Annotated in this window: 19 protein-coding genes, 1 riboswitch and 1 other annotated feature; of the genes, 14 read left to right on the top strand and 5 right to left on the bottom strand. The window is 39.5% G+C overall.

Annotated elements, in window-relative coordinates; genetic code table 11:
* Positions 1–47: 47 nt before the first annotated feature.
* On the bottom strand, positions 48–464 hold the full coding sequence (locus VCASEI_RS07995) for an H-NS family histone-like protein (protein WP_086961075.1): 417 nt from the start codon (positions 462–464) through the stop codon (positions 48–50).
* A 355-nt stretch (positions 465–819) separates the two neighbouring features.
* Positions 820–1,086: riboswitch (Lysine riboswitch) on the top strand.
* A gap of 117 nt (positions 1,087–1,203) precedes the next feature.
* Here VCASEI_RS07995 and VCASEI_RS07990 point away from each other — a divergent pair.
* From VCASEI_RS07990 to VCASEI_RS07935, 12 genes are all read left to right on the top strand, one after another.
* Positions 1,204–2,790: a Na+/H+ antiporter NhaC family protein gene (locus VCASEI_RS07990; protein ID WP_086961078.1), complete on the top strand. Its 1,587-nt coding sequence runs from the start codon at positions 1,204–1,206 to the stop codon at positions 2,788–2,790.
* 266 nt (positions 2,791–3,056) lie between these two features.
* Positions 3,057–3,183 (top strand) — a sequence feature (His leader region).
* Positions 3,184–3,238: 55 nt separating this feature from the next.
* Positions 3,239–4,135 carry an ATP phosphoribosyltransferase gene (gene hisG / locus VCASEI_RS07985; RefSeq protein ID WP_086961080.1) on the top strand — a complete coding sequence of 299 codons (897 nt, stop codon included), beginning with the start codon at positions 3,239–3,241 and terminating at the stop codon, positions 4,133–4,135.
* A gap of 5 nt (positions 4,136–4,140) precedes the next feature.
* Entirely contained in the window at positions 4,141–5,436 is a 1,296-nt protein-coding gene (gene hisD / locus VCASEI_RS07980) for a histidinol dehydrogenase (RefSeq protein WP_086961082.1), read from the top strand.
* Positions 5,437–5,449: 13 nt separating this feature from the next.
* Positions 5,450–6,499, top strand: coding sequence for a histidinol-phosphate transaminase (gene hisC / locus VCASEI_RS07975; protein WP_089110168.1), 1,050 nt, complete (start codon positions 5,450–5,452; stop codon positions 6,497–6,499).
* Positions 6,500–6,564: 65 nt separating this feature from the next.
* A complete protein-coding gene (hisB, locus tag VCASEI_RS07970; protein WP_086961086.1) occupies positions 6,565–7,638 on the top strand; it encodes a bifunctional histidinol-phosphatase/imidazoleglycerol-phosphate dehydratase HisB in 1,074 nt (357 codons plus the stop codon).
* Positions 7,638–8,276, top strand: coding sequence for an imidazole glycerol phosphate synthase subunit HisH (gene hisH, locus VCASEI_RS07965; protein WP_086961088.1), 639 nt, complete (start codon positions 7,638–7,640; stop codon positions 8,274–8,276). Before hisB ends, hisH begins: the two co-directional genes overlap by 1 nt.
* A gap of 14 nt (positions 8,277–8,290) precedes the next feature.
* Positions 8,291–9,028 (top strand): 1-(5-phosphoribosyl)-5-[(5-phosphoribosylamino)methylideneamino]imidazole-4-carboxamide isomerase, encoded by a 738-nt coding sequence (hisA, locus tag VCASEI_RS07960; RefSeq protein WP_089110167.1) that lies wholly within the window; start codon positions 8,291–8,293, stop codon positions 9,026–9,028.
* Positions 9,010–9,783, top strand: a complete 774-nt coding sequence (hisF, locus tag VCASEI_RS07955) for an imidazole glycerol phosphate synthase subunit HisF (RefSeq protein WP_089110166.1) — start codon at positions 9,010–9,012, stop codon at positions 9,781–9,783. Before hisA ends, hisF begins: the two co-directional genes overlap by 19 nt.
* A complete protein-coding gene (gene hisIE, locus VCASEI_RS07950; protein ID WP_089110165.1) occupies positions 9,780–10,436 on the top strand; it encodes a bifunctional phosphoribosyl-AMP cyclohydrolase/phosphoribosyl-ATP diphosphatase HisIE in 657 nt (218 codons plus the stop codon). Before hisF ends, hisIE begins: the two co-directional genes overlap by 4 nt.
* Before the next feature lie 256 nt (positions 10,437–10,692).
* The gene (locus VCASEI_RS07945; RefSeq protein WP_086961096.1) at positions 10,693–11,115 is read left to right on the top strand and encodes a MarR family winged helix-turn-helix transcriptional regulator; all 423 of its coding nucleotides are present in this window, start codon (positions 10,693–10,695) and stop codon (positions 11,113–11,115) included.
* Positions 11,116–11,141: 26 nt separating this feature from the next.
* Positions 11,142–12,230: an HlyD family secretion protein gene (locus VCASEI_RS07940; RefSeq protein ID WP_086961098.1), complete on the top strand. Its 1,089-nt coding sequence runs from the start codon at positions 11,142–11,144 to the stop codon at positions 12,228–12,230.
* Positions 12,231–12,242: 12 nt separating this feature from the next.
* Positions 12,243–13,760 (top strand): DHA2 family efflux MFS transporter permease subunit, encoded by a 1,518-nt coding sequence (locus VCASEI_RS07935; RefSeq protein ID WP_089110164.1) that lies wholly within the window; start codon positions 12,243–12,245, stop codon positions 13,758–13,760.
* Positions 13,761–13,857: 97 nt separating this feature from the next.
* Here the strand turns inward: VCASEI_RS07935 and VCASEI_RS07930 are convergent, their stop codons facing one another.
* From VCASEI_RS07930 to VCASEI_RS07915, 4 genes are all read right to left on the bottom strand, one after another.
* A complete protein-coding gene (locus tag VCASEI_RS07930) occupies positions 13,858–14,346 on the bottom strand; it encodes a YchJ family metal-binding protein (protein WP_086961102.1) in 489 nt (162 codons plus the stop codon).
* Positions 14,347–14,378: 32 nt separating this feature from the next.
* Positions 14,379–15,605 carry an EAL and HDOD domain-containing protein gene (locus VCASEI_RS07925; RefSeq protein WP_089110163.1) on the bottom strand — a complete coding sequence of 409 codons (1,227 nt, stop codon included), beginning with the start codon at positions 15,603–15,605 and terminating at the stop codon, positions 14,379–14,381.
* Positions 15,606–15,783: 178 nt separating this feature from the next.
* The gene (lpxH, locus tag VCASEI_RS07920) at positions 15,784–16,530 is read right to left on the bottom strand and encodes a UDP-2,3-diacylglucosamine diphosphatase (protein ID WP_089110162.1); all 747 of its coding nucleotides are present in this window, start codon (positions 16,528–16,530) and stop codon (positions 15,784–15,786) included.
* 84 nt (positions 16,531–16,614) lie between these two features.
* Positions 16,615–17,109 carry a peptidylprolyl isomerase gene (locus VCASEI_RS07915; RefSeq protein WP_086961108.1) on the bottom strand — a complete coding sequence of 165 codons (495 nt, stop codon included), beginning with the start codon at positions 17,107–17,109 and terminating at the stop codon, positions 16,615–16,617.
* Positions 17,110–17,330: 221 nt separating this feature from the next.
* Between VCASEI_RS07915 and cysS the strand changes: the two genes are divergently transcribed.
* Positions 17,331–18,713, top strand: coding sequence for a cysteine--tRNA ligase (gene cysS / locus VCASEI_RS07910; RefSeq protein ID WP_089110161.1), 1,383 nt, complete (start codon positions 17,331–17,333; stop codon positions 18,711–18,713).
* 88 nt (positions 18,714–18,801) lie between these two features.
* Positions 18,802–19,380 (top strand): thymidine kinase, encoded by a 579-nt coding sequence (locus tag VCASEI_RS07905; protein ID WP_089110160.1) that lies wholly within the window; start codon positions 18,802–18,804, stop codon positions 19,378–19,380.
* The last annotated feature ends 126 nt before the right edge of the window (positions 19,381–19,506 follow it).

Genomic DNA, 19,506 nt, shown 5'->3' with positions numbered 1-19,506 from the left:
AAAAGGGAGCAATGAATGCTCCCTTTCCTATATTAAAAATAGAAAATTTATTTGATTAAAAATTCATCGATAGATTTGCCAGAATCAAGGGCATCTTGGATAGCTGAAGGTGTACGACCTTGGCCTGTCCATGTTTTCAGCTCACCATCTAACATGTATTCATATTTAGCTGGTCGAGGTTGGCGTTTCTTACGAGATTTTGTTTTTGCTTCGCTACCATTCATCGCTGCAATTAAATCTTCGAGGTCAATACCATCTTTCGCAATCATTTTCGCATATTCAGCAAGTTTTGCTTCACGTTCAGCTTGTTCTGCAAGTTCTTGTTCTTCAAGTTCTTTTCTTTCTGAAACAACAGTCGTTAATTTTTCTAATAATTCTTCAAGCTCTTGAAGAGTGAATTCTTCACGAGTGAATGCACGAAGACTACGAATATTTAACAAGGCTGATTTTTTTATCTCTGGCATGATTAATCCTATTGAAACGATAAGTTTTTAATAACGTTTAAATCTATTATCTATACTATCAATAAAGTAGAGAATAGTTAACTCTATTTTATAAGTGATAATTTATTTAGTCAAAATTAAATAGATAATAGTTAGTGCATAATAAATTAAATTAGTTCATTAATAATGAAATAATATCCTGTTAATTGTGTACTTATCTTATTCATATTGTTCAAGTTTGATTGGCATAGATAGGGGTTTTTAATTTAGATTTTTATCTTGCCATTTTTCTTTCGATCATTACAATAACGCGTATCTTGTCTAAGCCACCTTGTGAATGAGTTGTAAATAAACCATTGGTAAGGTGAATGTTTTAGTAAGATGTAGAGGCGCAATATTTATGAGTAGTTCAAAAGAGGGTGATGCCTATGACAATGAATGAAAGGAAATATTGCCGAAGCAAGGCGTTAACTGTTCGGTGCTATACGTCAGTTATGATTCATCAAGTCACTTGCTGGGGTTACATTAAATAAGTGTAACACTGCCATAGTTTACATTTTGATTTATCTTGTTGTTTATTGGTTTAAATTATCATTGATAAATAGAATGTTATTTTTTTATACTATGGAGCGCTACTGTAGACTATGAAAGTAAAAACTTTCAGTGTTTATGACTAGATGTTTTATTGTTTTACGACTGTGTTTCTTCAACAATATCCCTTCTGCAGTAGATCTCTAACCAAATTTGGTTTTATTAGATCATGAATTTAATTGATTTTACTACTTCCCCTGAATCATTATTACCGCCTGTTATAGCCTTAACATTGGCTATTTTAACTCGTCGTGTTTTGCTTTCCCTTGGTGTTGGTATTTTATTCGGTGCACTTTTATTAACAGATTTTTCATTTCGAAATACAGTTAGTTATATTACCAATACAGTTGTTGGCGTATTTGTAAGTGATGGTAGTTTAAACTGGGATAGTATTTTTATTTTACTTTTCCTAGTGTTACTTGGAATGACAACGGCATTATTAACTTTATCTGGTGGTACATACGCATTTGCTGAATGGGCGCAAAAACGAATTAAAACTAAGCGTGGTGCCAAATTACTTGCAGCGTGGTTGGGGGTATTTATTTTTATTGATGATTACTTCAACAGTCTTGCGGTTGGAGCAATAGCAAGACCAGTTACTGATCGCTATTATGTATCACGTTCAAAACTTGCTTATATTTTAGACTCAACAGCTGCTCCCATGTGTGTAATTATGCCGGCTTCCAGTTGGGGGGCATATATTATGACCGTGGTTAGCGGTATTTTAATATCACACGGTATTACTGAATATTCTGCATTAGGTGCCTATATCCGTCTGATTCCAATGAATTATTATGCAATTTTTGCATTGTTGATGGTGTTTGCTGTTGTTTGGTTCGATCTTAATGTCGGTCCAATGCGTAAGCATGAAATTGCAGCTACTCAAGGTAAAAATGACGACAAAGATGAAAATGCACTCGATCTAACAGAAGAGTCTGAAATAAATGAAAGCCAAACAGGTAAGGTTTCTAACCTAATCTTACCTATTGTGGCATTAATTATTTCTACTGTTTATTTCATGATTAGTTCTGGTGCGGATGCGTTATATGATGATGGACAAACTTTTAGTCTATTAAAAGCATTTGAAAATACCAATGTCGGTCAATCTTTATGTTTTGGTGCGATTATTGGACTAGTGGCTGCTTTAGGGACCATTATTAGACAAAAAATTCCAATGAAAGAGGTGACATCCACGTTGTGGATTGGTGCTAAGTCGATGTTTGGGGCTATCCTTATTCTTGCTTTTGCTTGGACTATTGGTGCGGTTATAAAAGACATGGGGACAGGGGCTTACCTTTCTACTTTAGTTGAAGGTAATATTGATGATCATTGGTTACCAGTATTATTATTTTTACTGTCTGGTGCCATGGCATTTTCAACAGGCACTTCTTGGGGGACTTTTGGCATTATGTTACCGATAGCTGGCGATCTTGCTGGAGCGACGGATTTGGCCTTAATGTTACCCATGTTGAGTGCTGTGTTAGCGGGTTCCGTTTTTGGTGATCATTGTTCACCGATTTCAGATACGACTATTTTGTCTTCAACGGGTGCACGCTGTAACCATATCGATCACGTTGCTACTCAGTTACCCTATGCTTTGTCTACAGCATTGGTTTCGGCTGTTGGCTTTGTTGTACTTGGCTTAACGGATTCTTCTTTAATGGGGTTTGCTGCGGCATCAATAGCCTTCATTATCTGTTGTTTTATTATGTCGATTGTTTCTAAGGCAAGAATGACAAAGAACTTAGCCTTATAAATAAAGGTACAAAAATACAGCGATATACTAAGCCCCGTGAATTGAATATTTTTAGTGAACGGAGGAGTGAATACAGTTACGAGAGCGATAGGTTGAAGTAATCGAGTGATATTTACTTATGGAATGAGTGTTTTTTTCATGCTGTGTAAATTTATCAATGAAAATTGATATTTAATAGTTGAAAAAATTATCACAGTTGGTTAGTGTGAAGCTATCAAAGCAGAGAACATAAAGCGAATAAACATGCGTACATTAGATATGAACATTCATCATCACCATCATCCTGTATTATCTTGCGGGTGAGTGTATGCATCCGGAAGATATCTCTTCCGGCGCTGAATCAGCTATAGATTCAAACCCTCGGAAGAGTTTTCTCTCCGGGGGTTTTTTATTTTATGGACTTAAAAATATAATTTTACCTAGAACTTATTTTTACAAGGATTGAGTAATGCAAAATACGCGATTAAGAATAGCGATTCAAAAGAAAGGCCGATTGAGTAAAGAGTGCCAACTATTATTGAAAAAATGCGGCGTTAAATTCAATATAGCTGGCGAGCGTTTGGTGGTTCATAGTGAAAATATGCCAATTGATCTTTTGCTAGTTCGTGATGACGATATTCCAGGTTTAATCATGGATGGTGTGGTTGATTTAGGTTTTATCGGTGAAAATGAATTAGAAGAGGTGCGTTTGGATCGTAAGGTGTCTGGTGAGCCTTGTGTGTTTAATGCTTTACGCCGTTTAGACTTTGGTGGATGCCGACTTTCTATCGCGATAGATAAAGACAGAACTTATAACGGCCCGCAAGATTTATCTGGAATGCGCATTGCGAGCTCTTATCCTCATTTATTGAAAAGTTATATGGACGAGCAAGGCATCAATTTTAGTACTTGCATGTTAACGGGTTCTGTCGAAGTGGCACCTCGCGCAGGTTTAGCTGATGCGATTGCTGATCTCGTTTCAACAGGCGCAACGCTTGAAGCTAATGGTTTAAAAGAAGTTGAAGTTATTTTCCGTTCTAAAGCCACTTTGATTCAGCGTACGGGAGATTTTTCTTCAGAACAAAATTCACTGATTGAAAAGTTATTGACTCGTATGCAAGGTGTTATCCAAGCGAAAGAATCAAAATATATCATGCTGCATGCACCGTCAGATAAGCTAGAAGAGATTAAGAAGTTGTTGCCGGGTGCCGAAGATCCGACGGTATTACCGCTTTCTCAAGAAAAAAATCGTGTGGCGGTTCACTTGGTGAGTACCGAAAATCTGTTTTGGGAAACGATGGAAGGTCTAAAAGCATTAGGGGCGAGCTCAATTCTTGTCCTCCCAATTGAGAAAATGATGGAGTAGGCCGTATGAAAACTGTGGTTTGGCAATCATTAAGTGCAGATCAACAAAATGCAGTTTTAGAGCGACCAGCAATCAGTGATGGTGCCAATATTACTAGCATTGTAAGAGGTGTTCTTGAACAAGTTCAACAAAACGGTGATGAAGCATTAAAAGCATTAACGGCTAAGTTTGATAAAGTTGAGTCAGCATCCATTAGAGTTTCTGATAAAGAAATAGAAGCAGCATCGTTGCGTTTATCAGACAAGATGAAGCAAGCCTTACAGCAGGCTCATAAGAATATTTCTGCGTTTCACAAAGCCCAAAAAGCCCAACCGTTAAAGGTTGAAACACAGCCTGGAGTGGTATGTGAGTTAGTAACTCGTGCTATTAATAAAGTGGGTCTTTATATTCCCGGTGGTAGTGCACCATTACCTTCAACGGTTTTAATGCTAGGCGTTCCTTCCCAGATCGCTGGGTGTCGTAAGGTAGTATTATGTTCACCGCCTCCCATTGCCGATGAAATATTGTATGTTGCTAAGCTGTGCAATATCGATGAAGTGTATAATGTTGGTGGTGCCCAAGCGATCGCAGCAATGGCTTATGGAACGGAAACAGTTTCTAAAGTGGATAAGATTTTTGGTCCAGGTAATGCCTTTGTTACTGAAGCCAAGCGCCAAGTGAGTAATGATTTCCGTGGTGCCGCGATTGATATGCCAGCAGGACCTTCAGAAGTTCTCGTTATCGCTGATGAAACGGCTGACGCTGATTTTGTTGCCGCTGATTTATTATCTCAAGCGGAACATGGCCCAGATTCACAGGTAGTGTTATTAACTCCGTCACCAATGATTGCTGATCAAGTTGCGGATGCAGTACAACGACAATTGAAATTATTGTCGCGTAGTAATATTGCTGAAAAAGCATTGGGTTCAAGTGTGATTGTGGTGACAGAGTCACTGACAGAGTGTATTGCCATTTCAAACTCTTATGGCCCAGAACACTTAATCGTGCAAACGAAAAATCCACGAGAGCTTCTACCGCTTCTGGATAATGCAGGTTCAATATTTCTTGGTCACTGGTCACCTGAATCGGTTGGGGATTATGCGTCTGGAACCAATCACGTTCTTCCAACGTATGGTTACACAAGAACGTATTCCAGTCTTGGATTAGCAGATTTTTCGAAACGAATGACGGTTCAAGAATTATCGAAAGAAGGCTTACAGGGTCTAGCGGATACCGTGGTGACGATGGCTGAAGCAGAAGGTTTAGATGCACATAAACGTGCGGTGACCATTCGTATCGATAAATTAAATCAACAAGGTTGATGACGGAGTCAAGATGGAAAAGTTAGCACGTAAACAAATTCAAGCCTTAACGCCTTATTTGTCTGCCCGCCGTATCGGTGGTTGTGGTGATGTGTGGCTAAATGCTAATGAATCACCGTTTGATAATGAATATAAAACGAATTTTACTCGTTTAAATCGTTATAGTGAATGCCAACCTAAATTATTGATTGATTCTTATGCTGCTTATGCTGGTGTTAGAAGTGAGCAAGTGTTGACATCCCGTGGTGCCGATGAAGGCATCGAACTATTAATTCGTGCTTTTTGTGAGCCGAATGAAGATGCGATTTTATATTGCCCTCCGACTTATGGCATGTATGCGATTAGCGCCGAGACGATTGGGGTTGAGCGTAAAGTTGTCCCGTTAACTCAAGAGTGGCAATTAGATTTAGCAAGCATTAAATCTAATCTGGAAAATGTAAAACTTGTCTTTGTATGCAGCCCTAATAACCCAACCGGTAATTTGGTAAAACGTGAGGATATTATCGAGTTACTCGAAATGACCCAAGATAAAGCGATTGTGGTAATGGATGAAGCCTATATTGATTTTTGTCCAGAAGCTTCAACGGTTGAGTTATTAGCGCAGTATCCTAATCTTGCTATTTTACGTACCTTGTCAAAAGCCTTTGCATTAGCGGGTTTACGTTGTGGGTTTACTTTGGCGAATGAAGAACTAATCAATATTCTCTTAAAAGTTATCGCACCTTATCCGGTGCCTATTCCTGTTGCTGACATCGCTTCACAAGCCTTATCACCAGCAGGCCTGGCTCGAATGCGATATCAAGTTTTGGATCTCAGTGCCAATCGGGCCTATTTGCAAGCAGGCTTATCCATGCTGAATGGCGTGACGGTTTATGATGGTTGGGGTAATTATTTATTAGTGAAATTTTCAGATGGTGACGCCATGTTTAAAGCAGCGTGGGATACCGGAATTATTTTGCGAAATTCACCTATCAAGGATTGTGTTCGTATTAGTATTGGTAATCGGGATGAATGCGAAAAAACGCTTAGCTTTATCCGTAATCGCATTGCTGAAATTGCATAAAATAACTATTAAATATAAGCCATCAATACTTATGGGTTGATGGCAGCTCAGAGAAGGAAATCGAAGTGAGCCAAGCCAATAAAATTCTTTTCATTGACCGTGATGGCACCTTAATCGTTGAGCCGCCGGTGGATTTTCAAGTAGATCGTTTAGACAAACTTAAGTTTGAACCTAATGTAATTCCTGCATTATTAAAACTGCAAGATGCTGGTTATCGCTTAGTGATGGTCACCAACCAAGATGGCCTAGGCACAGACAGTTACCCTCAAGCAGATTTTGATGCCCCACATGACTTGATGATGGATATTTTTACTTCTCAAGGCGTTAAGTTTGATGATGTGTTAATTTGCCCACACTTTGATGCAGATAACTGTTCTTGCCGTAAACCGAAACTGGGTTTAGTCAAAGAGTATTTGCAACAAGGTAAAGTCGATTTTAAAACATCAGCGGTGATTGGTGACCGAGAAACGGATCTGCAATTAGCAGAGAATATGGCCATTCGCGGTATTCAATACAATCCTGAAAGTATGAATTGGTTGGATATTTTAAAAAATCTGACCGTTAATGCTCGTACCGCTACAGTGGTTCGAACTACCAAAGAAACAGACATCAAGATTTCGGTTAATCTCGATGAGCAGGGCGGCAATAAAATTTCAACCGGAATGGGCTTTTTCGATCACATGTTGGATCAAATTGCAACGCACGGCGGCTTTCAAATGTTGGCTGAAGTGAAAGGTGATTTACATATTGATGATCATCACACTATTGAAGATACAGCATTGGCTTTAGGTCAAGCGTTGAAAGAAGCTTTAGGTGACAAACGCGGAATAGGTCGTTTTGGTTTTAGTCTACCAATGGATGAATGTTTAGCTCAGTGTGGACTCGATTTATCGGGCCGACCATATTTGAAGTTTGATGCTAAGTTTAACCGTGAACAAGTTGGTGACTTATCCACCGAAATGGTGGTGCACTTTTTCCGCTCTTTAACTGATACTTTAGCCTGTACTCTGCACTTATCTTCAACCGGCAATAATGACCACCACATCATTGAAAGTTTATTTAAAGCTTTTGGTCGTACCTTGCGCCAAGCGATCAAAGTCGAAGGCAATGAGCTACCAAGTAGTAAAGGGGTTCTATAATGTCCGACACGCTAACGTCTCAACAGCAGAACGTCGTTATTATCGATACAGGGTGCGCGAATGTGTCTTCAGTCCGATTTGCGATTGAACGCCTTGGTTATGCGGTCACGATTTCGAAAGATCCTGCCGTTGTGCTTGCTGCCGATAAATTGTTTTTACCAGGTGTAGGTACCGCATCGGAAGCGATGAAAAATTTAGAAGAACGCGACTTAATTACGTTGGTTAAGCAGGTTGAAAAACCACTATTAGGCATCTGTTTAGGGATGCAACTGCTCGGTAGATTATCGGAAGAAAAAGGTCAACAAGGTAAATCTGAAGTCAATTGCCTTGGACTATGTGATGGTGAAGTGCGCTTAATGGATACCGGTGATTTACCTTTGCCCCATATGGGATGGAACACGGTGCAACCACAAGATGGCCATCCATTATTTAAAGACATTCCAGCCGACAGTTATTTCTACTTTGTACACAGTTATGCCATGCCAGTGGGTGATTACACTATTGCAAGTTGTGACTATGGCAAACCATTTACCGCAGCGGTACAAAGTGGCAACTATTACGGCGTGCAATTTCACCCAGAGCGCTCTTCAAAAGTGGGCGCAAAATTGATTCAAAACTTTCTTGAGCTAAACGTATAAAAGGGAAATATAGGATGATAATTCCTGCATTAGATTTAATTGATGGACAAGTCGTACGTTTATTTCAAGGCGACTATGGACAAAAAACCGAATACAAAGTCGATCCAGTTGAACAATTTAACCTCTATCACCAAGCCGGTGCCAATTGGCTGCACTTGGTCGATTTAACTGGCGCAAAAGATACTTCAGCACGTCAACTTGATTTGATTGCTAAACTGCTTGCAGGTACACCGGCGAATATCCAAATTGGTGGCGGTGTACGCACAGAGCAAGATGTGATTGATCTGCTTGAAGCGGGCGCACAGCGTGTTGTGGTTGGCTCTACTGCGGTAAAACAACCTGAGCTGGTCAAAGGCTGGATGGAAAAATACGGCGCAGAAAAAATTGTATTGGCTTTAGATATCAACATTGATGAGCAAGGCGTGCGTCGTGTGGCGATTTCTGGCTGGCAAGAAGACTCTGGCGTGACCATTGAAGTCCTTATTGATGATTACCTTACGGTTGGCTTGAAACACGTGCTGTGTACTGATATTTCGCGTGATGGCACCTTAGCGGGCTCGAATGTTGAACTGTATGTTGATTTATGCAAACAGTACCCACAAGTGCAATTTCAGTCTTCTGGTGGCATTGGTAGTTTAGATGATATTGCCGCGCTTAAAGGCACTGGTGTTGCGGGCGTGATCGTTGGTCGTGCATTACTTGATGGCAAGTTTACCGCAGAGGAGGCATTCTCATGTTGGCAAAGCGAATAATTCCGTGTCTTGATGTTCGAGACGGTCAAGTCGTCAAAGGTGTGCAATTTCGTAACCATGAAATCATTGGTGATATCGTACCGCTAGCGCAACGTTATGCGGAAGAAGGCGCAGATGAGTTGGTGTTTTATGATATTACCGCATCGAGTGATGGCCGCGTAGTGGATAAAAGCTGGGTGGCTCGCGTGGCTGAAGTGATTGATATTCCTTTCTGTGTGGCAGGTGGTATTAAGTCAGCAGAAGATGCCGCGCGCATTCTTGAATTTGGCGCGGATAAAGTGTCAATCAACTCACCAGCTTTAGCAAACCCACAATTGATCACCCAATTGGCAGACAAATTTGGCGTGCAATGTATCGTGGTGGGCATTGATTCCTACTACGACAAAGAAACTGGCAAATACCAAGTTTACCAATTTACCGGTGATGAAGAGCGCACTAAAGCCACCAAATGGGAAACCCGTGATTGGGTGCAAGAAGTGCAAAAGCGTGGCGCAGGGGAGATCGTACTCAATATGATGAACCAAGATGGCGTGCGTAATGGTTACGATATCGATCAATTAAACATGGTACGTGAAGTGTGTCAGGTGCCTTTGATTGCCTCTGGTGGCGCGGGTGCAATGGAGCACTTTGCCGAAGCCTATCAAAAAACCAATGTTGATGGTGCATTAGCAGCGTCCGTATTTCACAAGCAAGTGATCAACATTGGCGAACTGAAACAATACTTAAAACAACAAGGCGTGGAGATACGTTTATGAGTGAAGCATTAACAACACAATCAAAGTTTCGAGCGTCTGACGTTGTTGCTTTGAATGAACGTATTAATTGGAAAAAAGTCGATGGTTTAGTGCCTGTGATTGTACAAGATTACATTTCTAGCCAAGTACTAATGATGGGTTACATGAATGCTGATGCGCTACAAAAAACCGCAGATACCGGCTTAGTGACTTTCTATTCTCGTACCAAACAGCGCCTTTGGACTAAAGGTGAAGAATCAGGAAATAGCCTTGGTTTAGTAAACCTTGCGCTGGATTGTGACAACGATACTCTGCTGGCCAAAGTCAACCCGATTGGCCCAACGTGTCACACTGGTACCACAACCTGCTTTGATGCGGATAAACAAGACGAAAGTCAATTGGTGTGGCTTCATCAACTTGAGCAGTTATTGGCTACCCGCAAGGACGCCGACCCAGAATCTTCTTATACTGCCAGTCTTTATGCTCGTGGCACGAAACGCATTTCGCAGAAAGTCGGCGAAGAAGGCGTTGAAGTCGCGCTTGCGGCAACGTCGGGCGATAAGGCGGAATTGATCTGTGAATCGGCTGATTTGATTTATCATTTATTTGTATTGCTGCAAGATCAAGGTCTATCGTTTAATGATGTCATCAATAAATTAAAAGATAGGCATTAATAGTTGGAGCCTTTATTTTTAAGGTGTAATTGTTTTTAAGGTCAAGCATTTGCTTGGCCTTTTTTGTTTTTATTTCCTTTGTAATTAGTATGTTGTATTTTTACTATACATTTGTGCAGTATTTTTGTTGAAGATTTAGTAAGTAAGGCTTACTATATGGGTGTTCTTAATCAATATAAATAAAATCCAATTGGCTCTACCCATTATTTGTGTATTGATTCATGACCTGTTTGTTTCTTTTTTATCAAGGTATCTCATGGCTAAAACTCATGTTGGTTATTTACTCTCTGATGTATTGCGTTTGGTTCGCAAAAAATTTCAGAATGATCCTGAGATAGGGAGTTTAACTTTGGCACAAGCAAAAGCACTCAGTGTTATTGCTCGTAATGAAGGAATTAAGCAAGTTGATTTGGCTGAATTACTGGAAATAAAGCCAATGACAGTCGTGAGAGTTATTGATCAACTCGTTGAGGAAAAATTAGTGAAACGCTGCCCTAGCCCTTCTGATAGGCGAGCGCATTTAATTTATTCACTTCCTCCCGCAAAAGTTCAGCTTGAAGTGGTGCAGGGCGTGAGTAATAGAGTATGGGATATAGGTTTAGATGGGTTAACTAAAGAGCAAAAAGAACAGTTCCTCTCTACTCTTGATCATATACACCAAAACCTTCTATCAAATTAATATCATCATTTTAGGTAACATAATTTATGTCTAATGACTCTGTGCATTCAACGAATGCTGATACGGCACAATCGACATCACTTGACTTAAAAAGAAAATCAAAATTTAAATCAAAACGATTTATTTTCCTTTTTATTGTCCCTGTACTGATTGTGGTAGGAAGCCTATTTATTTATTTACAAGGTGGGCGCTATGTTGAGACGGATAACGCTTATGTGAAAGCAGATAAAACCCCCATTAGTGCTGAAGTTTCAGGGAGAGTGACAGCGGTTCCTGTCATTGAAAACCAACACGTTAATGCTGGTGATTTACTGATTCAGATTGATCCTAAGCCTTATCAGTATGCTGTTGACCGAGCAAAAGCGAATTTAGATGATATTCGAACTAGCTTGGAAACAACGAAAGCAGAATATCAAAGTAAATTGGCGAATATTGAAGTGGCAAAAAGTCAGTTAGATTACGCGAGAAAAGAAGAAAAACGTCAATATGACTTGCGTAAAAAGAACTATGCGTCGGTTGCAGAATATGATTCTGCTCATCAAAAGACATTGTTATTTGAGCTACAGATTAATATGTTGAACAAGCAATTAGACCAAGTGGCTGAAAGTTTAGGCGGTGATCCCCAAGCGCCTGTTGAACTCCATCCTAAATATCATTTAGCACAAGCTGAATTAGAACAAGCGCAAAATGACCTTACTCATGTCAATGTCTATGCCCCTGCAGATGGGATCGTATCTAAGGTGATTGAAACTGGACAATATATTTCACCAAACACTACCACAATGTTATTGGTGGCTAATTCTAATTTATGGATAGAAGCTAATTTTACGGAAAAGGAAATGAGCAACATTAAAGTGGGTCAGTTAGTGGATATCGATGTGGATTATGCGCCTGATGATTTTTGGGAAGGTCATGTAAAGAGTATTAGTCCTGCGACTGGCTCTGAATATTCAGTAATTCCAGCTCAAAATGCGACAGGAAATTGGGTGAAAATCACTCAACGAATCCCTGTTCGAATCCAAATTGAACCTAAAGAGAATGCACCTCAGCTTCGAGCTGGTATGAGTGCTAACGTGACAGTGGATACCAACAATATCCGTCATTTACCTTTTTAGTAAGGTGAGAAAATGAGTCAAGCTGTATTAAATCAACCAGAAGGTGAGGACGTTTCAAAACGTATTTTTATTACCTTCTCTGTCATGCTTGCAACGATTATGCAGGCATTAGATACTACGATTGCCAATGTTGCTTTACCTCATATGCAAGGTGCAATGGGAGCGACTCAGGATCAAATTTCTTGGGTTCTAACATCTTATATTGTTGCATCTGCGATAGCTATGCCATTGACTGGCTTTGTGGCAGCAAGAATTGGACGTAAGCGTTTATTTATCTATTCAGTGATTGGTTTTACCATTGCTTCTGCTTTGTGTGGTGCAGCACAATCACTTGATCAAATTATCATGTTTCGTTTACTGCAAGGTATTTTCGGAGCAAGTTTAGTCCCTTTATCACAATCAGTTTTGCTCGATACTTACCCAAAAGAACAGCATGGCTCAGCAATGGCCTTATGGGGGATTGGTGTAATGGTTGGGCCGATTTTAGGCCCTTCATTAGGTGGTTGGCTAACTGAATATTATAACTGGCGTTGGGTGTTTTACATCAATATTCCATTTGGTGCTTTGGCTTGGTTTGGTATTGCTGCATATGTAAAAGAAACCAGTATTGAAGCGGATCGTAAGTTTGATTTATTTGGCTTTACGCTTATTGCTGTTGCGATTGGTTCTTTGCAGTTATTTCTTGACCGGGGCGAATCGCAAAATTGGTATTCGAGTATGGAAATCATTATTGAAACGGGTTTAGCCGCTCTTGCAATGTATATGTTTGCCATACATATGTTTACGGCTAAAAAACCGTTTCTTGATCCTGCGATGTTTGCTGACCGAAATTTTGTGGTGGGGATAACCGTTGGCTTTATGATGGGGGTTGTACTCCTGGCCACGATGGCTTTATTGCCTCCTTTTATGCAAAGTTTAATGGGCTATCCAGTCCTGGATGTCGGTTTCTTATTAACACCCCGAGGCTTTGGTACCATGGCTGGGATGATGATAGTAGGGAGGCTAGCAAGGCGAGTTGATCTGCGCTATTTAATGGTCGTCGGTACTTTACTCATGATTTTTTCTTTGTGGGAAATGACACTCTTTACTGCTGAAGTCAGTTCATGGGATATTATTCGTACGGGGGTCGTTCAAGGGTTAGGGTTGGGATTGGTTTTCGTGCCACTCTCAACAATGGCGTTCTCAACGCTCGCACCGAAGTATCGAACCGAAGGAACCGCGCTATATAGTTTGATTCGAAATATAGGCAGTAGTATTGGTATTTCGGTCGTGACTACTTATTTAGCACACAGGGTACAGATCAATCATGCTGCTTTTTCTGAATACATCACCCCATTTAGCCACCCACTGCATATGGCGGCTGAAAAAGGGATGTATGATATTTCAACTCAAGTGGGTCTGCTTTCCATTGATGCAGAAGTTAATCGACAAGCGGCTATTCTAGGTTATTTACAAGATTATCGATTGATGATGTTTGTATGTGTAGTGATGCTTCCTCTCATCTTCTTGCTTAAACGAACCAAAAGTTAATTCAATAAAACAGCCTGATATAAAGTATATCAGGCTGTTTTCATTAGTTGTTTTTCTGTGTGTTTAAAGTCGCTTATTTCTTAACCGCAACAATTGCTTAACCACAACATTTCTTAAACTTTTTGCCACTCCCGCAAAGGCAAGGTTCATTTCGACCGATTTTTGTATCAGCGATTGTTTTCAATAGACGTGGGTCTACGATTTTTTCTTCAGGAATAACACCGTCAATATAACGCCACTCATTATCTTCTTTTAAAAAACGTGAACGTTCATGTAAACAATAGGATTGCCCATTGTCTTCAAAGTATGCTTTGAATTCGACATAACCTTCATCATCTTGTTCTTGGCTATCAATCACTTTCAATTCAATCCAATGGCTGCGAACCGATTCTTCAATAGATTCCGCTTGTTCATAAGCTTTGCATGAAGAATGGTAGGTTTTTAGGACAAATTCAACATCATTGAGTACGTGAGCAGAATAACGTGCACGCATCAGTTGTTCTGGATGCTTAGCGAATTGAGCATTTTGATGGATAGGCTGGCAACAATTTTCATAAGCTTGTGGATGACCGCATAAACAAGGCATAAATTTTTCTCTTTATATAAGGATATTTACCGTCAGTCGCTTTTTTTTTTGCCTTCTAGACGTAAATAATGATATTCGGGAGTAGACCAATTTAAAGCATTTTCTCTGTATAAGTTCGCATCTTCTGGAGCAAGCTTTAGTTTTTTAGAAAACCATTTGATACAAGATTGATCGTTTTTTTCATAAGCAATCGCCAAAGCAAGAATGTCACCAAGTATGCCTTTTTGCTCTAGTAAAGCATTAATAGCTTCAGGTGTTAAAGGTAGAGTATGAATAAGTTGAGATAGGGGTTGTTCTAGTAGTTTATCCAACTCTGAAAACATGCCGACAAAATAGGCTTGGTCAATGGATGTATTGATATGTTCAGTTGCTGCAACTTGTTCACAAAAATGTGCACGCTCCATGGAGGATTGGTAATACCGTGAAGGCGAAAGTTCATGGGCTGCTGCAATGGATAATGATATGAACATTTTGATGCGTTCATATCCTAGTGTTGCAAAGGCTTTAGTAAATGATGAAAAGGGCTGAGGTTGGTGTGAATTAATAAATCGCATCAGTTTGTATGACATTGTTACATCATGCCGTATTAAACGTTCAACCAGCTCAAAGTCAATAGACGTACTATTAATGGCAATATTGAGTTGTTCGACAGTAAAAGGGGATGATCCTATGCGTTTCTTTTTAATAATTTCTGGTTCATAGATGATATAGCCTTGAAAATAATCAAAGCCTGCCTGTTTGCTGGCTTCAAGTTCTACTTTATTTTCAATCTTTTCTGCGAGGTAATAAAGGTTATATTGTTTGTGTTGTTTGATGAATTTTTCAGCTTCAGCAATGGATATTTGTTTAATATCAAATTTTACGGTTGTGATGTAAGGGAGAAAACGTTCCCAAGATGACGATGGAATAAAGTCATCTAAGGCGATTTTATAACCTTTCTGATGCATAGATTTAACCGCTTCAAAAAGTTCATCATTGGGAGGGCAGCTTTCTAAAATTTCAATCATCAATAAGTGGGGTGGAAACAAGGTTGGAACTTGATCAACGAGAGATTGATAAGGGAAATTAACGAGGCAAAGTTTACCATCATATCCCTGAACATTAGTTAAGAAAAAATGTTCAATTAATAATCGACTCGTGGCCCTGTTGGGATCCATTTGTGGAAAAACATTATTAAAGCCTTCTCTGAATAATAATTCATAGGCAACAATATGGTTATCCCCATCTACAATGGGCTGTCGTGCAATAAAAGAGTACATCTTCTAATCTCTTGCTCTTATATTGATATATAAAATGAGTTGATAATAACCAACGACCATATATGAAAAGTCCCTTGCTTTCTATCTTGATAGTGTGGATTGTCGAGTGAATTCAAAACTCATATCTTGAAGTCACTTGGGTATAAGAATAGGTGAATACGTAATATAGCGTGTATTTTTACTGAGACTTTTGATCAGAAAGCGAAAATTGACGATTTTCTAATGAATTACCGTCAGTGTTACATACTAATACAGAGCCTTGGGTGTACCAATCACCAAGTACAATCCTAGTTGCAAGCCCGTTGCTGGTGGTGTGCTGGTGAATATTGGGCCGATGGGTATGCCCGTGAATCATTTGGATGACTCGGTTGTCTTCGAAAACAGAAACGACTTCTTGTGGAGTCACATCCATTATAGACATGTGCTTTATTTTTTTTTGGGCTCGTATTTTGTTTTGAACATTAGTGACGATTTTACGCCGGATAAATAATGGTATACAGTTAAAAATGCTTTGTAACCACGGTTTATGCACGGTACGCCGAAATGCCTGATAGTTTTCATCCATAGTGCATAGGGTATCGCCATGGAGAATGACGGTAGGTGTCCCATAAAGATCAATAACGGCTGTCTCTGGTAATAATTGCATTCCTGTTTCTTGGCAAAAACGCTTACCGAGTAAAAAATCACGATTACCTTGGATAAAGTAACAAGCCACACCTGATTGAGTTAATGTCTTGAACGCATTTTTTATTGAAGAGTGGAAAGGTGAATCATCATCATCGCCAATCCAAAATTCAAATAGGTCACCAAGAACATATAAAGCTTCTGCTTTTGGTGCCTCATTACGCATGAAGGTTAAAAAGCACTCTGTGATGTCGGGGCGTAAAATGGATAAATGTAAATCAGCAATAAATAATGTGGTCATAGACAGTCAATATTGAGGATAAGATAAAGATAAGGGAGATAATTCTCCCTTATCTACTGTATCGAATCGGATAAGCCGTTGGCTTTATGCTTCGATTGTAGTGCTGTTGATCATAACATCTTCAAGTGGTACATCTTGGTGCATGCCGTAAGATCCTGTGCTTACTGCTTTGATCTTCTCAACAATATCCATACCTTCAACGACTTCTGCAAATACACAGTAACCCCAACCGTTCATTGATTCAGATTTAAAATCAAGGAAAGTGTTGTCGTTAACATTGATGAAGAATTGTGAACTTGCAGAATGAGGTTCCATTGTGCGAGCCATAGCCAATGTGCCTGTTTTATTGCTTAGACCATTATTTGCTTCATTTTTGATGGTTGCACGAGTTGCTTTTTCTTTTAAGCCAGAAGTCATGCCACCACCTTGAATCATAAATCCATCGATAACACGGTGGAAAAGTGTGTTGTCGTAGAAGCCATCTTGGCAATATTTTAGAAAGTTAGCACTTGTTTCTGGTGCTTTTTCTTCGTTTAATTGAATTTTGATATCGCCGAAGTTGGTGTGAAGGATAATCATGGTTTGGTCCTTTATCATTGGATTTAGTTTTGTCATATAAAGTCTCAATTTTATAGCATGTGAAACCTAAAGCAACTTTAAACGAACAACTTCATTAACGGATGAAATTGACTGAGTTTTTATCGAGCAGATGTGCTAGTTAAAAGCGCTTTAATATCGACTTAGATTCAGGTTTGGGTATAATCACTAGTTAGAATTTTCACCAGATGCAGATAGAGATCATGTTAAAAATATATAATACGTTGACCCGACAGAAAGAGGAATTTAAACCCATCCATGCTGGTAAGATTGGCATGTATGTTTGTGGGGTGACTATCTACGATCTTTGTCACATTGGCCATGGGCGCACTTTTGTTTCTTTTGATGTTATCTCGCGTTATCTGCGTTTTGTAGGGTACGACCTTACTTTTGTTCGTAATATTACGGATATAGACGATAAGATCATCAAACGTGCAGCTGAAAATGGTGAAAGCTGTGATGAGTTGACGGAACGTCTTATTCAAGAAATGTATAGCGACTTTGATGCATTAAACATTAAACGTCCAGATGTGGAGCCAAGAGCAACACATTATATAAAAGAAATTATTGAACTGGTTGCAACCTTGATTGAACGCGGTTTTGCTTATGTTGCTGATAATGGCGATGTGATGTTTGAAGTGAAAAAATTTGAACAGTACGGAAAGCTTTCGGGTCAAGATCTTGAACAACTGCAGGCTGGCGCACGTGTTGACATTGAAAGTGCAAAACGTAGCCCGATGGATTTTGTAGTTTGGAAAATGTCGAAACCAGGGGAGCCTACATGGGAGTCACCTTGGGGAGCTGGACGTCCTGGTTGGCATATTGAATGTTCAGCGATGAACTCTTCAATTCTTGGTCATCACTTTGATATTCATGGTGGTGGTTCAGATCTGCAATTCCCACATCATGAAAATGAAATTGCTCAATCATGCTGTGCGCACGATACGCCTTATGTAAACACTTGGATGCATAGTGGCATGGTGATGGTTGATCGTGAAAAAATGTCTAAATCATTGGGTAACTTTTTTACTATCCGTGATGTATTAACGCATTATGATTCTGAAACTGTACGTTATTTTTTAATGTCTGGTCATTATCGTAGTCAGTTAAATTACAGTGAAGAGAATTTGAACCAAGCTCGCGCTTCTCTTGAGCGTTTGTATACGGCTTTACGTGGTTTGGATTTAAATTCAGCGCCTGCTGGTGGTGAAGAGTTTGTTGCTCGTTTCAGTTCAGCAATGAATGATGACTTTAATACGCCAGAGGCCTATTCGGTGTTGTTTGATATGGCTCGTGAAGTTAATCGCTTGAAAACACTTGATTTGGATAAAGCATCATCTTTGGGCGCTCTTATGCGCGAACTTGCTGATGTTATTGGTATTTTATATCAAGAGCCGGAAGCTTTCTTAAAAGGCGACACTGGCAATGATGATGAAGTGGCTGAGATTGAAGCCTTAATCAAGCTGCGTAATGATTCTCGTGCAGCTAAAGATTGGGCTAATGCAGATTTGGCACGTGATAAGTTAAACGATCTTGGTATTGAATTAGAAGATGGTGCTGACGGTACCACTTGGCGTCGTAAGTAAATTAACAATTGTAAGAGAAAAAGGCTGGTGGCTTACCAGCCTTTTTTATGAGTATAAAAAATAGACTAAATATAAATAGGTAATTTTCGTGGCCCAGATGTATTTTTACTACTCTGCAATGAATGCGGGTAAATCTACAACCTTACTTCAATCTTCTTTTAATTATCGTGAACGTGGTATGAATGCCGTTATTTTTACGGCTGAAATTGATGATCGTGATGCTGTTGGTAAAGTTAGTTCTCGAATTGGCCTTCAATCTGATGCGTATTTGTATAATGCAGAAACGGATATGTTTGGTTCAATTAAAGCGTTAAATGAACAAGAAAAAGTGCATTGTATTATGATAGATGAATGCCAATTTCTTTCTAAGAAACAAGTTTATCAATTGACTGAGGTGGTGGATAAATTACGTATTCCCGTGTTGTGTTACGGTTTACGAAGTGATTTTTTAGGTGAGTTGTTTGAAGGCAGTCAATATTTATTAGCCTGGGCTGATAAGTTGGTAGAACTGAAAACAATTTGTCACTGTGGTCGTAAAGCAAATATGGTGATTCGGATGGATGAAAAAGGGAATGCTATCGCAGAAGGTGATCAAGTTGCCATCGGTGGTAATGACCGCTATGAATCAGTATGTCGTTTACACTATAAAGAAGCTCTGGGAAAGTAAGCTCTCGGAGTGCATTTCTTGTAGATGATGCTTTTGTGATGAGTTTTAACTCTCTGATGTATTTAGACATAGATAACCCCCAATGTCGGTTGTCCAACTATTGGGGGGCAGTTCATTACTATCTGC

Source organism: Vibrio casei, from assembly GCF_002218025.2.
In the GTDB taxonomy this organism is placed as follows: Bacteria; Pseudomonadota; Gammaproteobacteria; order Enterobacterales; family Vibrionaceae; genus Vibrio; species Vibrio casei.
The sequence above is the reverse complement of the archived record's forward strand: the minus strand, read 5'-3'. Positions and strand labels throughout refer to the sequence as shown.

Bases quoted from the DNA above. Each gene is read 5' to 3' on its own strand.
- VCASEI_RS07915 (WP_086961108.1), bottom strand. From the start codon at position 17,109: ATGATTATCCTTCACACCAACTTCGGCGATATCAAAATTCAATTAAAC.
- VCASEI_RS07995 (WP_086961075.1), bottom strand. From the start codon at position 464: ATGCCAGAGATAAAAAAATCAGCCTTGTTAAATATTCGTAGTCTTCGT.
- VCASEI_RS07930 (WP_086961102.1), bottom strand. From the start codon at position 14,346: ATGCCTTGTTTATGCGGTCATCCACAAGCTTATGAAAATTGTTGCCAG.
- hisIE (WP_089110165.1), top strand. From the start codon at position 9,780: ATGAGTGAAGCATTAACAACACAATCAAAGTTTCGAGCGTCTGACGTT.
- hisC (WP_089110168.1), top strand. From the start codon at position 5,450: ATGGAAAAGTTAGCACGTAAACAAATTCAAGCCTTAACGCCTTATTTG.
- hisF (WP_089110166.1), top strand. From the start codon at position 9,010: ATGTTGGCAAAGCGAATAATTCCGTGTCTTGATGTTCGAGACGGTCAA.
- lpxH (WP_089110162.1), bottom strand. From the start codon at position 16,530: ATGACCACATTATTTATTGCTGATTTACATTTATCCATTTTACGCCCC.
- VCASEI_RS07925 (WP_089110163.1), bottom strand. From the start codon at position 15,605: ATGTACTCTTTTATTGCACGACAGCCCATTGTAGATGGGGATAACCAT.
- VCASEI_RS07940 (WP_086961098.1), top strand. From the start codon at position 11,142: ATGTCTAATGACTCTGTGCATTCAACGAATGCTGATACGGCACAATCG.
- VCASEI_RS07990 (WP_086961078.1), top strand. From the start codon at position 1,204: ATGAATTTAATTGATTTTACTACTTCCCCTGAATCATTATTACCGCCT.
- VCASEI_RS07945 (WP_086961096.1), top strand. From the start codon at position 10,693: ATGGCTAAAACTCATGTTGGTTATTTACTCTCTGATGTATTGCGTTTG.
- hisA (WP_089110167.1), top strand. From the start codon at position 8,291: ATGATAATTCCTGCATTAGATTTAATTGATGGACAAGTCGTACGTTTA.
- hisD (WP_086961082.1), top strand. From the start codon at position 4,141: ATGAAAACTGTGGTTTGGCAATCATTAAGTGCAGATCAACAAAATGCA.
- hisG (WP_086961080.1), top strand. From the start codon at position 3,239: ATGCAAAATACGCGATTAAGAATAGCGATTCAAAAGAAAGGCCGATTG.
- VCASEI_RS07935 (WP_089110164.1), top strand. From the start codon at position 12,243: ATGAGTCAAGCTGTATTAAATCAACCAGAAGGTGAGGACGTTTCAAAA.
- hisH (WP_086961088.1), top strand. From the start codon at position 7,638: ATGTCCGACACGCTAACGTCTCAACAGCAGAACGTCGTTATTATCGAT.
- cysS (WP_089110161.1), top strand. From the start codon at position 17,331: ATGTTAAAAATATATAATACGTTGACCCGACAGAAAGAGGAATTTAAA.